This window comes from Pseudoalteromonas sp. A757, from assembly GCF_004103285.1.
GTDB lineage: Bacteria > Pseudomonadota > Gammaproteobacteria > Enterobacterales > Alteromonadaceae > Pseudoalteromonas > Pseudoalteromonas galatheae.
This window is the reverse complement of the sequence record NZ_QNQN01000074.1, coordinates 363,315-376,694: the sequence shown is the minus strand read 5'-3', so window position 1 is coordinate 376,694 and position 13,380 is coordinate 363,315. Positions and strand designations below refer to the sequence as shown.

12 protein-coding genes are annotated in these 13,380 nt (G+C 43.6%); 7 read left to right on the top strand and 5 right to left on the bottom strand.

Translation table 11 applies throughout. The features are described 5' to 3' along the window. Positions 1–172 precede the first annotated feature (172 nt). Complete coding sequence (locus tag DRB05_RS22765; RefSeq protein WP_162847800.1) at positions 173–334, top strand: hypothetical protein; 162 nt, start codon at positions 173–175, stop codon at positions 332–334. Positions 335–350: 16 nt separating this feature from the next. Here the strand turns inward: DRB05_RS22765 and DRB05_RS21250 are convergent, their stop codons facing one another. The 5 genes from DRB05_RS21250 to yegQ all read right to left on the bottom strand — a co-directional run bounded on the left by DRB05_RS21250 (position 351) and on the right by yegQ (position 6,210). Continuing rightward, positions 351–1,283 (bottom strand): GGDEF domain-containing response regulator, encoded by a 933-nt coding sequence (locus tag DRB05_RS21250; RefSeq protein ID WP_128728686.1) that lies wholly within the window; start codon positions 1,281–1,283, stop codon positions 351–353. A gap of 2 nt (positions 1,284–1,285) precedes the next feature. Beyond that, entirely contained in the window at positions 1,286–1,690 is a 405-nt protein-coding gene (locus tag DRB05_RS21245) for a response regulator (protein ID WP_128728685.1), read from the bottom strand. Positions 1,691–1,692: 2 nt separating this feature from the next. Continuing rightward, positions 1,693–4,380 (bottom strand): PAS domain-containing sensor histidine kinase, encoded by a 2,688-nt coding sequence (locus DRB05_RS21240; protein ID WP_128728684.1) that lies wholly within the window; start codon positions 4,378–4,380, stop codon positions 1,693–1,695. A gap of 223 nt (positions 4,381–4,603) precedes the next feature. Then, positions 4,604–4,849, bottom strand: a complete 246-nt coding sequence (locus DRB05_RS21235; protein ID WP_010377334.1) for a YfhL family 4Fe-4S dicluster ferredoxin — start codon at positions 4,847–4,849, stop codon at positions 4,604–4,606. Positions 4,850–4,851: 2 nt separating this feature from the next. Beyond that, positions 4,852–6,210 (bottom strand): tRNA 5-hydroxyuridine modification protein YegQ, encoded by a 1,359-nt coding sequence (gene yegQ / locus DRB05_RS21230; protein WP_128728683.1) that lies wholly within the window; start codon positions 6,208–6,210, stop codon positions 4,852–4,854. A gap of 320 nt (positions 6,211–6,530) precedes the next feature. Here yegQ and ndk point away from each other — a divergent pair, with 320 nt between their 5' ends. From ndk to hisS, 6 genes are all read left to right on the top strand, one after another. After that, complete coding sequence (ndk, locus tag DRB05_RS21225; protein WP_010377338.1) at positions 6,531–6,962, top strand: nucleoside-diphosphate kinase; 432 nt, start codon at positions 6,531–6,533, stop codon at positions 6,960–6,962. Between the two features lie 195 nt (positions 6,963–7,157). Continuing rightward, positions 7,158–8,294, top strand: coding sequence for a bifunctional tRNA (adenosine(37)-C2)-methyltransferase TrmG/ribosomal RNA large subunit methyltransferase RlmN (locus DRB05_RS21220; RefSeq protein ID WP_128728682.1), 1,137 nt, complete (start codon positions 7,158–7,160; stop codon positions 8,292–8,294). A 142-nt stretch (positions 8,295–8,436) separates the two neighbouring features. Further along, the gene (gene pilW / locus DRB05_RS21215) at positions 8,437–9,930 is read left to right on the top strand and encodes a type IV pilus biogenesis/stability protein PilW (RefSeq protein WP_128728681.1); all 1,494 of its coding nucleotides are present in this window, start codon (positions 8,437–8,439) and stop codon (positions 9,928–9,930) included. Continuing rightward, positions 9,927–10,790, top strand: a complete 864-nt coding sequence (locus DRB05_RS21210; RefSeq protein ID WP_128728680.1) for a RodZ domain-containing protein — start codon at positions 9,927–9,929, stop codon at positions 10,788–10,790. The genes pilW and DRB05_RS21210 overlap by 4 nt, the downstream gene beginning before the upstream one ends. Before the next feature lie 5 nt (positions 10,791–10,795). Next, positions 10,796–11,914, top strand: coding sequence for a flavodoxin-dependent (E)-4-hydroxy-3-methylbut-2-enyl-diphosphate synthase (gene ispG, locus DRB05_RS21205; RefSeq protein ID WP_010377346.1), 1,119 nt, complete (start codon positions 10,796–10,798; stop codon positions 11,912–11,914). Between the two features lie 179 nt (positions 11,915–12,093). Next, on the top strand, positions 12,094–13,371 hold the full coding sequence (gene hisS, locus DRB05_RS21200) for a histidine--tRNA ligase (protein ID WP_128728679.1): 1,278 nt from the start codon (positions 12,094–12,096) through the stop codon (positions 13,369–13,371). Positions 13,372–13,380 lie beyond the last annotated feature (9 nt).

The window sequence follows — 13,380 nt, the reverse complement described above, 5'->3', positions numbered from 1 at the left end:
CCTTTCTGTTTGTTTTTTGTTCAATTAAGTTATACCTAAATGTGATTATTTTGTAAAATAAAAGTTTAAAATGTGATTTCTTTGAGTGAGGTGCTTAGATTTTTGCTTGGTAGATTGGGGTTTTTTGTAAAAGCGACTATAAAAAAGAAAGTAGTGTGATGTGGAGGTTGCTATGAAAAGGCTAATTACCCTGTCTCAACTAGAGGAATTACTCGAGGAAAGACAAGGAGGGGAGCGCCGAAAGCAGCAAAGTAATGTTCTGCCTTTCGTTGAAAGGCGCAACCATGTTAGGCGAAAAGCTGACAAACAATACGTTCAAAATAGAATAGATTAGTATCCTTATTCATCTCTTATTTTGATGTGAGCCCTGCATCCGAGTATAACGCGTAAGGTAAGTGATTAGTCTTAGCGTGATACATAGCTTTATCTGCTTTAGCAACTAACTCTTCAGCCGATGTAGCGTCAGTTGGGTAAATCACCGCACCAATACTTAAGTCCAGCTTTACTTCGCGGATATTTGCACTTTCATCTTGGAGGCAGTAATTATCGCTGAGCAAGTCATATTTATGCTGAGCAAGTTTTTGTAATTGATTTTTTTCTGTTAGGTGAGTGGCTATAACAACAAATTCATCACCACCGTAGCGTGCTACAAAGTCTGAAGCGCGTTTATACATTTTAAGTTTAGCCGACAGTATTTTTAGCAGTTGATCGCCCGCTTGATGACCTAGCTGATCGTTGACAGGTTTAAAGTTATCGAGATCAATAAACAGCACACCAAATCCATGGCCATATCGCTCTGATTCAGAAATCGCGCGTTCTAGTTCGCTATCAAATGCGCCGCGGTTATGTAGCATAGTGAGCCTATCCATCACCACCAGGTTCTCCAAGTTCCGCTGCATTTCATAACGTTCTTTTGAGAAGGATATTGTACGCGCCAACAGTGGGCCGCTCACTTCGTGTTTTGGTATGTAATCTTGAGCACCAAGCTGAATTGCTTTTTCGCCAAACAGCGTTTCAGACACCCCTGTTAACACGATGATAGGAGCGCTGATAGGCAGTTGTTTTACTTTAATCAGCGTAGCAAGGCCTTGGCTCTCATCAATGTTCAAATCGATAAGAATGGCTTCTGGTTTGACTGTGTTTAATGCGGTTTTAAGTTGCTCTAAATTTTTGAAATGCTTAACATTAAACTTCTGTCTACCGTCAGTATTTGCAAGCGTGCGCTTCACTAAGTAAGCATCTTCATCGTTGTCTTCAAGAAGATAAATCAGCCATGTATTCATAGTTACCCTCGCACGACACAGTTATTGTCAAACCAATACTGCTTGATTAATTTGATCAATGACTCTAAATCACTTAAGCGTCCGGGCTTGGTAATATATGACTTAGCACCTAATTGATATGCTTTTCGAATGTCACTGTGGTGAGTGGAGGTGGTATAGCATACAGTTATTAATTTATCGGCAACTTGTTCTTTTTTTAACACTTCCATGACCTCAAAGCCACTCATTTTTGGCATGTTTAAATCCAATAAAATAACCTGATCATAGGTTGCGATAGAATTGAGATAGTGCAACAGTTCATGACCGTCAGAAAAAATCTTAAGCTCCGGCGCATTGGCAAGGCTGCTGTATGCCCTTTTAAAAAAGTAGACATCATCAGGATCATCCTCAACTAATAACAGTTCCATTATTACCCCTTTGCCTCTTTTGGCAGTATGATTTCAAATAAAGCGCCATCATCACTTTGCAGGCATTTTATTGAGCCGCTATGTAATTTTACGATTTGTTTGCACAGCGCAAGCCCAATACCACTGCCATACTCTTGCGTGGTGCCAAAGCGTCTAAACGGTTCAAAGATTTGCTGGCGTCGAGATTTTGGGATCCCAAGTCCATTGTCTTTATAATGGATCACCGTTTCATGACTGGTTTGGCTAGTGTAAATTTGGATCACTGGCGTAAGCTTTGGTGACTTAAATTTAATGCTGTTACTGATTAAGTTTTGCAGTACTTGAAGAAAAAGCGAGGGATCAAGTTTGATAGGTAAGTCACCATTCTCGAGTTTAATTTCTGCACCGCTTTCCTCGATACTAAAGCTCATCACTTCAGAGATATCTTCTAATAACAAAGTTAGATTGGTTGTTTGTAGCTTCAGCTCATGAGAATGCAAGCGTGATAATTTGAGTAAGTCTTGGATCATGATCCGCATCCGTTGACTGGCATCAACCAAGCGATCTATTTCAAATTTTGCATCGTCATAACCTGTTAACTCTGGCGTAATTCTTTGCGCCAAACTGTCTGAAAAAGCAGTGATCTTTCTGAGCGGCTCTTGCAAATCATGAGATGCAATGTAGGCAAAGTGCTCAAGGTGAGCGTTTGATTCTTGCAATTGCAATAGCAATTCGGTGTGCTCGGTCATATCGACAAAAGTACCGAGCATTAATTCTGGCTCGCCATTATGATCTCGAGTGATCACGGTATCGACTGAGTAACACCAAACCCAATGTCCTTCTTTGTGCTTAAACCGATATTTGATTGGAATAAGTTCACCGTCTTGGCTGGCTCTCACTTCATCTATATGCTCGTAAACGAGTGCGCGTTCACTTTCATGAAAACACAGCTCTAGATTTGCACTGGTAAGCTCTTCAAAAGTATAACCCAATAGCTGAGTGTAACGTTTATTTATACGAGTGTTTTTGTGAAGCTTAAAGTCGTAGAGATAAAGACCACACACAGCTGAATCTATCATTCGTTGCAAAAAGTGTTGATTGTCTTTCAGCTCTTTTTCTGCGAACTTTCGCGCCGTAATATCTACAGCAATACCGACGATACGCTCAACTTGGTTTTTACTATCTTTGAGTGGATAAAGAGTCGTTTGGTACCAATACTCTTTATTTTTGAATGGTACCATTTCGGTGTAATCTACGGGTTTTGCGACCTTAACGCAAAGTTGGTAGTTTTTTTCGACTCTATCTACTAACGTCGCTTCTAACACTGTCCCTCTGAGTTCGCTGAGGGTTTTCCCCAATATTTCATCAAGTTTTACGCCAGTGCGCTGACAAGCAAATTTATTGTACTCAAGGACTCGAAATGTTTGCTTTTCTTCTACCTTTAATAACCAAATAGCCTGACTTGCGCCTTCATATATGGCATTGAGTATTTTGTTTTTTTCTGCAATCTGTAGCTCAAGGGATTTTTTCTGATGGATGTTTCTAAGTGCCCCAGACATCACCAAAGCTCTGCCGTGGTCGTCAAATTGGCTGTTTCCTACGGCGGAAAACCAAGCGTATTCCCCCTTGTTATCACGTCCTAAGTACTCGACTAGATATTGCTCCTTGGTGGTAAAGTGATGGTCTATGGCATCTTGTACTTTATCTTGGTGGTCTGGATGGATATGTGCAAACCAATCATCAAAAGTAACTTTTTCATCTTCCCTTTTACCGATCATGGTTTTCAAACGAGCAGAATAACTCACACTATTGTCAACAACATTCCATTCCCAAATACCATCCTCAGTTGCACCAATGGCGCGCTTCATTTGCTCTGTAGAGTCGGCTAGTGCCCGCTCGGTGCGTTTAAGAGAAGAGAGATTGTTAAATACTGCAAGAATTAGGTTGGTGCCATCATGAGGCTCTTGTACGAGGCGCATTTCCATTGGAATTTGATTTCCAAATTTGTCTTTAACGTGACATAGCGCTTCTTTACTAAAATCATTTTGGTCAAGTAGTGATTGACTAATTGACTCAAGACTATCAAAAGGATCATCCAAGCTGACGATGTCATGGAGTCTCAGTCCCAGTAGCTCGTTAGGAGAGTCATAGCCAAGTTCACGATAGAAGTAAGGGTTGCACTTACTGATAGACAGCAATTGGTCAAGTAATAAGGTACTGGTTGGTAAGGCATTGAGCATAAACTCGGTCACTCTGTGTTGGTCGAGTTGTGAATGAAGTGCCTGCTTTTCATCGGTAATGCGTTTGAGTCTTGCGGTTACGCCATGGAATTGATTGGGGGTTGGGATTGCAACGGCACTTGGGATCAGTCTAAAAAGATAAACTGCTGTTACCATTGAGATAAACGCTGTGACTGCTTTTGAGATGCCATGGATACCGTAAGCGCCATGCCAAACGGTGTAAACACCTATTAAATGTGTCAGCCCACACAAGGTGATGAAACTACAAAACAGCACAAAGACCCAATTTTTACCAACGTCAGGACGCTGTTTCGCATAAATCATAATCGCCATGGGGATAGAGAAATAGGCGGCGGCTATCAAAATATCGGAGATAACATTGGTCCATAGCAGGTGAGGTTGCCATAAATAGCAATGGCCATGAGGCATATACGCGCTATTAAAAAATGACTCAAATGAGTTCAAATCCATGCTATTTCCTTACTTTAACGTGAAGTCAATTCATATAAAAATGCCCGTATTTAACACGGTAAAAGTGCACTCAAGCTACGAAAGTAAAAAGTCCCAATGCTCTGCTTTAACTGTAGTATATCTATTTGAAATTTCGACAAGAGGCGTAAGAAATCTTTATCGTGAGGTAGGGAAGAGGGGGGAGTTGAGAGGTTAACAAGGTGAAGCGCGTGGCTTCACCTTGTTACTCAGTGAGTCTAAGGTACTTTTCGGCTAACTGATCAAGGCTTTCTTTGTGGTTTGGATCTGGTTTGATGCAATCAATGGGGCAGACACTCACACAAGTTGGTGTGTCGTAATGGCCGACGCATTCAGTGCATTTGTCAGGGTCAATTTGATAAATTTTATCGCCCATGTAAATGGCTTGATTAGGACACTCAGGGTCGCACATATCACAGTTGATACATTTATCATTAATCAGTAATGCCATCGTTATGCCTTTTTAAAAGGATTACGAGTGTCCTCACTTTGGCCTAAATTGCGCATTAAAATGGCGTGATTTAAGTCTATGTCTTCTGGCAGTGGAATTTTGACGATATGACCAGAGCCCTTGGCGTCATCTATCGCTTCGCCTTTTTTATTTTCCATGTGTTCAAGATTAAAGTGAATATTGCCCTTAGGCGTCATCAATTCCAAGCTGTGACCAGTACAGAACTTGTTTTTAACCTCAATCTCAACGAGGCCATTATTAGTGCGACCTAGCACTTCACCAACAAACTGCTGTTGGTCAGACACCGAATGACCGTAGTCGTAATTTTGATAGTCTTGATGTGCATGACGTTTCAAGAAGCCCTCGGTATATCCTCGGTGGGCTAGGTTTTCTAGGGTCTTCATTAAGCTTGGGTCAAATGGTTTACCCGCAACAGCATCATCAATGGCTTTACGATAGACTTGTGCGGTGCGAGCAACATAATAAAATGACTTGGTACGGCCTTCGATTTTAAGGCTATGCACGCCCATGCGAGTCAGTTGATCAACATACTGGACAGCACGTAAATCTTTGGAATTCATGATGTAAGTACCATGCTCATCCTCAAATGCAGGCATGTATTCACCTGGACGACCTTGCTCTTCGAGCATAAATACTTCGTCGCTTGGTTGACCTTCCCCTAAGGTTGGAATAATCGCTTTTGGATCGACCTTATGGACAACATCCCCGGTTTCGTTTTCTTGACCAGGTTTGACATCGTAGCTCCAGCGGCAGGCATTGGTACACGTACCTTGGTTTGGATCGCGCTTGTTGATATAACCCGATAATAAACAGCGACCAGAATAAGCCATGCATAAGGCACCATGAACGAACACTTCAAGCTCAGTGTCTGGACACAATGTACGAATTTCTTCTATTTCTTGTAGCGACAACTCGCGAGAAAGAATAACCCGCTCAACCCCTTGTTTGGCCCAAAATTGTACCGCTGCATAGTTAACAGCATTCGCTTGTACGGATAGGTGAATTGGCATGTCTGGCCACTTATCGCGCACCAACATAATTAGCCCGGGATCGGACATGATAAGCGCGTCTGGCTTCATCGCGATAACAGGCTCAATATCACGTAAGTAAGTTTTCACTTTGCCGTTGTGCGGTGCAATATTTGATACGACATAAAGCTTTTTGTTTTGCTGGTGGGCTTCGTTGATTCCGATTTCGAGGTTGCTTAAGTCAAATTCGTTATTACGTACGCGCAGACTGTATCTTGGTTGTCCGGCGTAAACAGCATCGGCACCGTACGCAAAAGCGTAACGCATATTCTTTAAACTGCCGGCAGGAGAGAGAAGTTCTGGTACAAACATGGTTTACCTCATACATTGAACTGATTACGGGTCAGCTGTTGAGTGATTTCGCGTGCTGATTCTAAAAAGCGGCGCAGTATAGAAGAAAGCTAAGTAAGTAATTTTGATGTAGATCAGGTTTTTTGACATTGTGCAAGGAAGGGCAAGTTACCTTACTGTTTAAGGCTTCTGCTGGCAATTCTGCGTATTTAATCGACAAATAATTCACCAAACTTTCGTTTCTTCGCAAAGAAAGCGGCGTGAGATAGTAGGTTTTTTCTACCAAAACACGTATAATTCGCGCCCGTTAATATTCACAATAATATTTTGGAGCAAAAAAGATGGCTTTAGAGCGCACTTTTTCAATCATCAAGCCTGATGCTGTAGCTAAAAACCACATCGGTGCTATCTACAACCGTTTTGAGTCTGCTGGTCTTAAAATCGTTGCATCAAAAATGGTTCACCTTTCTCAAGAGAAAGCTGAAGGTTTCTACGCAGAGCACAAAGAGCGTCCTTTCTTTGGTGCACTAGTTTCTTTCATGACTTCTGGTCCAGTAATGGTTCAGGTGCTTGAAGGTGAAGACGCAGTTCGTAAAAACCGCGAAATCATGGGTGCTACTAACCCTGCTGAAGCGCTAGCTGGTACACTACGTGCTGACTACGCAGACAGCATCGACGAGAACGCAGTACATGGTTCTGACGCGCCTGAGTCTGCTGCTCGCGAAATCGCTTACTTCTTCGCTGAAGAAGAAATCTGCCCACGTACTCGTTAATTCGAGACTTGGTGCCAAAGAAGGGCTTTCGAGCCCTTTTTTTGTCCCGCAGCTAAGTTGCGGAATAAGCGTGCTTTGTAAAGTAATCACACTACTTCACAAAACACGTTACATTATTTGTGATGATTGCTGCTTTTTTGTACAATGTGTTGTTGGCAATTTAGCTGTTCTTACCGTCTTTAACCGAGGTTGTTCATGACCACTATTGAGAAAAAAATTAACTTACTTGATTTAAATCGCGAGGGGATGCGCGAGTTATTTGCATCATATGGCGAAAAGCCGTTTCGCGCGGATCAGGTGATGAAATGGATTTATCATTTTGGTATCGATAACTTCGATGAGATGAGTAACTTAAATAAAAAGCTTCGTGCACGTTTGCAGGCTGAGTGTGAGATTAAAGCACCTGAAATTTCAGTAAAGCAAGAGGCTTCAGATGGCACCATCAAATATGCACTGTTACTCGAAGGCGGCCAAGAAGTTGAAACCGTGTGGATCCCAGAAAAAGATCGAGCAACATTGTGTGTGTCTTCCCAAGTTGGTTGTGCGCTAGAATGTACTTTTTGCTCAACGGCGCAGCAGGGCTTTAACCGTAACTTAAAAGTGTCTGAGATCATAGGCCAGGTTTGGCGCGTGGCAACTGACATTGGTCTACATAAAGGCGATAGCACTAAACGTCCAATTACTAACATCGTGATGATGGGTATGGGTGAGCCTCTGTTAAACCTAAATAACGTTGTACCAGCGATGGAGCTGATGATGGACGATTGGGCATTTGGTTTATCCAAGCGCCGCGTCACGCTAAGTACATCAGGCGTGGTACCTGCACTTGATATCTTGAAAGAAAAAATTGATGTGGCACTGGCGATTTCACTGCATGCGCCAAACAATCCACTACGTGATGTGCTTGTACCAATCAACAAAAAGTATCCGATTGAAGAGTTCTTAGCTGCATGCCGTCGTTATATTGATGGCTCAAAAGCAAATAAAGACGTCACTATTGAGTACGTGATGCTACAAGATGTGAATGACAGTACAGATCATGCCCATGAGTTGGTGCAAGTTCTCAAAGGCACGCCGTCAAAAATTAACTTGATCCCATTTAACCCGTTCCCGGGTAATGAATATGGCCGCTCTAGTAATAGCCGTATCGATAGATTCTCGAAAGTGTTACAAGCGGCTGGGCTGACCTGTATTGTGCGTCGTACTCGTGGCGATGATATTGATGCTGCGTGCGGTCAGTTGGTTGGTGATGTTGTGGATAGAACCAAGCGTCTAGCCAAGAAAAAGCAACGTGATGACAACGCCATTGCTGTCAATGTGAGTGCACAATAACAAATAATGAGCTGGTTTGGGTCAGCTCATTTCATCTGAGCCTCAGATAAGTTCTGGTTATCTTACAAAAAATAGATGAATCTCGTAGCCTTTTGGGTAATATAGTGCAGATATAAAACCCAGTGGCATTCAAAGGTGAGTGATGCAATCGCGAAATTATCGCAAAACAGGATTGGCTGCATCCATTCTCGCAGGTGCGAGTTTAGTTTTGTCAGGTTGTGTGACGGAGAGTAGTTATCGCTCCGACGGGCGTCCTGTGGCCGAACAACAAGTCAATAACACCAATGCCGCAAGAACTCGCATTGCACTGGCACTTCAATATCTCAACTCTGGTAACACCACTTCAGCCAAATTTAATTTAGAGCGAGCATTACAGTTAGCGCCGAAACTGGCCGAAGCCCATTATACATTGGCGTATTACTATGAGCAGGTAGGTGAGCAGCAACGCGCTGATAACGCCTATCAGGTGGCTTTGGATATTGAGCCAGATAACCCTGACACGCTAAACAACTACGGTACTTTTCTTTGTCGAGTTGGTCAGTATGACAAGGCGAGCCAATATTTTTTCAAAGCGATAGAGATACCAAGTTATTTGCGGGTATCGGCAAGCTATGAAAACTTGGCGTTGTGTGCGCTGAAACAAAATGAGTATTCTCTGGCCGAGGAATATCTGCAAAGCGCGATTAAGCATAACGCGCAGCAGATGTCGTCGCAGCTTGCGCTCGCGGGCCTATATTATGCTCGCAGTGATTTCTTAAGAGCTGAAGATGTGCTTGATAATGTTGCCAAGCGTGGCTTTATTTCACCAAGAAGCTTAATGCTTGGACACTTAGTACATGTGCAAATGGGCCACCTACAGAAGGCGCAAGACATCGCCACGACCTTGGTGCAAAGTTACCCCAAATCTGCCCAAGCAGGGCTTATCTTAACTGATAACATTGCTGCAAGTGAATTTGAACGGTTGCGCAATCGCTATCGAGAAGCACAGTTAAATAAGCTTGCCGAGGCGTCGCCCAGTCATATTGTTGCGAACCCAAAAATTAAAATTAAGCGTAAGAAAACGCAATCTAATTCAACCCAATCATTCATCGTTGATTCACCCGCTGAGACCAATAATTTCGCGCCTTCGGCAAAACCTGAAGTGGCAAAAAGCACGTCTTTAGTGAATGTTAGTCAGGACTCTGAAGCTCGGGTTGAGTTTTATCAACCGGATCCATCGGAAGTCACATTTAGTCCTCGCTCACGTGAGCCTCAAGTGTTAGCGACTACGTCATCAAGCAGTTCAAATGTACCGTTATTAAATCGTGACGTTACGCTGCCTCAGGTGCCTTTTCATACTGTTATTGCAGGTGAAAACCTATTTAGTATTTCAGTCAAATACGACATTAAAATGGTTGAATTGATGGAATACAATCAAGTGCGGGAATCTGCAAGGTTATACGCAGGTCAAAAGGTGTATCTTAACAATCCCAATGTCGTGCATGAAATTGCGGCGGGAGATACTTTGCTCAGTATTGCCGATCGATATGGTGTGTTGATCGATGAAATTATGCGATGGAATAAACTCACTCCTGACGTGGCGCTGCAAGCAGGCCACGGATTATTAATTGTAGACCCAACAAATTACGTTTTATGAACCAAACAATGAAAGAGCAGGAAGCACCTGAACAAGAGCAGCCTTCACTCGGGCAAACTTTAGCAACGGCAAGACAAAATGCCGGGATCAGCTTTGCTGAAATTGAATCGCGTTTAAAGATGACTCATGCCCAACTTACCAAGCTCGAGCAGGATGACTATCAAGACCTAGGGCCTGAAACTTTTGTGCGTGGCTATATCAAAAATTACGCTGCGCTATTGGGGTTAAACCCTGCAGAAGTGCTGGCTAAATATCAATCTCCAGAGTTGCCGCCACAGAAAAAGCGGATGCAAAGCTTTTCTCGCCGCACTCACAAAGAAGCCCATGATAACCGCCTAATGATGGTGAGCTACATCGTACTGGCTATCGTATTGGGGTCATCGGCATTTTGGTTTTGGCAGACCAATAGTTCAGAGCAAGAAGTGGTGCCCGAAACGCCGGTCACTCAGCTTGAGACGCCAGCTGAAAATGTCACAACACCTGCGATGGATGAGGTGGCATTACCTGCCGAGCAAGTTAATGAGATAGCCCCGCAAAGCGAGCCACAGGCGAGAGAGGCTGAGGTTTCAGTGCCTGTTGAAGCGAAACCGCAAGCGGTAAAACGAGACCCCGCACTGAGCACAGTAGTCATGCATTTCAACGAAGAAAGCTGGGTTGAAATGTTTGATGCAACACAAGAGCGTGTTGCGTTTGGTGTTAAAAAAGCGGGATATACCATGACAGTTGAAGGTAAGGCCCCTTTTTCTGTTATACTCGGCAAGCATCAGGCCGTGGAGGTCACGCTTGACGGCAAACCAGTGCCATTGCCTGCGTTTACTAAAAACCGTCTAGCTAAATTCAATTTACCGTTAACAGAGTAGTCAGCATGTTTTCAGAACCACCTATAAAGCGTAGAAAATCAACAAGGATCTATGTCGGTAATGTGCCTATTGGTGATGGCGCACCGATAGCAGTACAGTCTATGACAAACACCAATACTTTAGATGTTGATGCGACGGTGGCACAAATTAGAGCTATCCAAGACGCCGGGGCGGATATTGTCCGTGTTTCTGTGCCGACAATGGATGCAGCTGAAGCATTTAAAAGCATTAAAGAGCAAGTGGATATTCCACTCGTCACAGATATTCACTTCGATTACCGTATTGCATTACAAGTGGCTAAGTATGGTGCCGACTGCTTACGGATAAACCCAGGTAATATTGGCAGTGAAGACCGTATTCGTGCAGTGATTGATGCGGCGGGTGAGCACAACATTCCAATTCGTATTGGCGTGAATGGCGGTTCACTAGAGCGCGATTTGCAAGAAAAGTATGGTGAACCAACACCTGAAGCCTTGCTTGAGTCTGCGATGCGACATGTCGAAATTCTCCAGCGCCATAATTTTGATCAGTTTAAAGTCTCGGTAAAAGCTTCCGACGTGTTCTTAGCCGTTGGCGCTTATCGGTTACTGGCAAAAGAGATTGACCAACCTCTGCACCTTGGGATCACCGAAGCTGGTGGTTTTAGAGCCGGTTCGGTTAAATCGGCAGTTGGTCTAGGTATGCTACTTGCTGAAGGGATTGGTGATACATTACGTGTTTCACTGGCGGCTGATCCGGTGCAAGAAATCAAAGTGGGTTTTGATATTCTAAAGTCGCTGCGAATTCGTTCGCGCGGCATTAATTTTATTGCTTGCCCAAGTTGTTCCCGTCAAGAATTTGATGTAGTGAATACTATGAATCAGCTTGAGGAGCGATTAGAAGATATCGTCACACCAATTTCGGTTTCTGTGATTGGTTGCGTGGTAAATGGCCCTGGCGAAGCACTCGTCAGTGACTTAGGTCTTGCTGGCGCAAATCGCCGTTCAGGCCTTTATATCAATGGTGAGCGCCAAAAGACACGGATTGATAATGATGATATTGTCGCTCAATTAGAGTCTCAGATCCGAGAATATGTAGAGAAAAAAGAAAGCGAAGAAAAAATCGATGTAAAAATCATCGACTGATACCAGCGTAATCGTTAAGATAAGCGAATTTTCGCGCTTTCTCACGGCGTGCTAGACTGCACGACGATAAATGGCATTAAAGAAATAAAACCAATGCGATGAGACTGTTTTAGCGTATTTAGTTAAAGGGCTAAAGCAGCAGGAAATCGGTTGGTGACAAATTTAAGTTAGGGTTTTCAGTGACTAAACAACTTCAGGCAATCCGTGGAATGAATGATTGTCTGCCAGGTGACACGCAGGTCTGGCAGAAAGTAGAATCGGTGTTAAGAGACACAGTAGCGGCATTTGGTTATCAAGAGATCCGTTTTCCAGTCGTTGAGTCGACCGATCTATTTAAGCGCTCTATCGGTGAAGTAACCGATATCGTCGAAAAAGAAATGTATACCTTTGATGACCGTAATGGCGATAGCTTAACGCTACGTCCGGAAGGCACAGCAGTGTGCGTCCGTGCGGGTAATCAAAATGGTTTGCTATACAACCAAGAACAGCGCCTTTGGTATATGGGACCGATGTTCCGCCATGAAAGACCGCAAAAAGGCCGTTACCGTCAATTCCATCAATTTGGCGTTGAAACCTTTGGTATGGCAACGCCAGATATTGATGCCGAAGTGATCTTATTGACGGCGCGTCTATGGCAGCAATTTGGCATTCAAGACCATGTTACGCTTGAGCTCAACTCTTTGGGGTCAAATGAAGCGCGTGCTGAATATCGTGATGCTTTGATTGCATATCTGGAGCAACACAAAGAAGCGCTTGATGAAGATAGTCTGCGCCGTATGTATAGCAATCCACTGCGTGTGTTGGATAGCAAAAATCCAGAGGTACAAGCTGTACTTGTTGATGCGCCTAAGCTTTCTGAACACTTAGATGATGAATCACGCGAACATTTTGCTAATTTGTGTGAACGTTTAGACGCAGCTGGCGTCGAATACCAAGTTAATGAAAAGCTGGTACGTGGCCTAGATTACTACAACCGCACCGTATTTGAGTGGGTGACGACAAGCTTAGGTTCTCAAGGCACAGTATGTGCTGGCGGCCGCTACGACGGCTTAGTAGAGCAGCTTGGCGGTAAAGCAACACCAGCTGTTGGCTTTGCGATGGGTATCGAGCGTTTAGTCTTGATGCTACAGACGTTGGAGTGTGTGGGCGATATTCGTCGTAATGCAGACGTATACGTTGTTGCGATGGGTGACAAAGCGGCTATTCAAGCTCCAGTGGTTGCACAGCAATTACGAGATGATATTGCTGGCCTTCGCGTGATGGTTCATTGTGGCGGTGGCAACTTCAAGAAACAATTTAAACGTGCAGATAAAAGCGATGCTGTTATTGCGCTAGTGCTAGGCGAAGATGAACTCGCTGAAGGCAAAGTGACAGTGAAGTATCTGCGTGAACAGAAAGAACAAATCACCTTACCACTTGCAGAAGTAAAAACGCTGTTAGCAGAGCTGGTAAGCTAAGAGGTTAGA

Bases quoted from the DNA above. Each gene is read 5' to 3' on its own strand.
- DRB05_RS22765 (WP_162847800.1), top strand. From the start codon at position 173: ATGAAAAGGCTAATTACCCTGTCTCAACTAGAGGAATTACTCGAGGAA.
- DRB05_RS21250 (WP_128728686.1), bottom strand. From the start codon at position 1,283: ATGAATACATGGCTGATTTATCTTCTTGAAGACAACGATGAAGATGCT.
- DRB05_RS21245 (WP_128728685.1), bottom strand. From the start codon at position 1,690: ATGGAACTGTTATTAGTTGAGGATGATCCTGATGATGTCTACTTTTTT.
- DRB05_RS21240 (WP_128728684.1), bottom strand. From the start codon at position 4,380: ATGGATTTGAACTCATTTGAGTCATTTTTTAATAGCGCGTATATGCCT.
- DRB05_RS21235 (WP_010377334.1), bottom strand. From the start codon at position 4,849: ATGGCATTACTGATTAATGATAAATGTATCAACTGTGATATGTGCGAC.
- yegQ (WP_128728683.1), bottom strand. From the start codon at position 6,210: ATGTTTGTACCAGAACTTCTCTCTCCTGCCGGCAGTTTAAAGAATATG.
- ndk (WP_010377338.1), top strand. From the start codon at position 6,531: ATGGCTTTAGAGCGCACTTTTTCAATCATCAAGCCTGATGCTGTAGCT.
- DRB05_RS21220 (WP_128728682.1), top strand. From the start codon at position 7,158: ATGACCACTATTGAGAAAAAAATTAACTTACTTGATTTAAATCGCGAG.
- pilW (WP_128728681.1), top strand. From the start codon at position 8,437: ATGCAATCGCGAAATTATCGCAAAACAGGATTGGCTGCATCCATTCTC.
- DRB05_RS21210 (WP_128728680.1), top strand. From the start codon at position 9,927: ATGAACCAAACAATGAAAGAGCAGGAAGCACCTGAACAAGAGCAGCCT.
- ispG (WP_010377346.1), top strand. From the start codon at position 10,796: ATGTTTTCAGAACCACCTATAAAGCGTAGAAAATCAACAAGGATCTAT.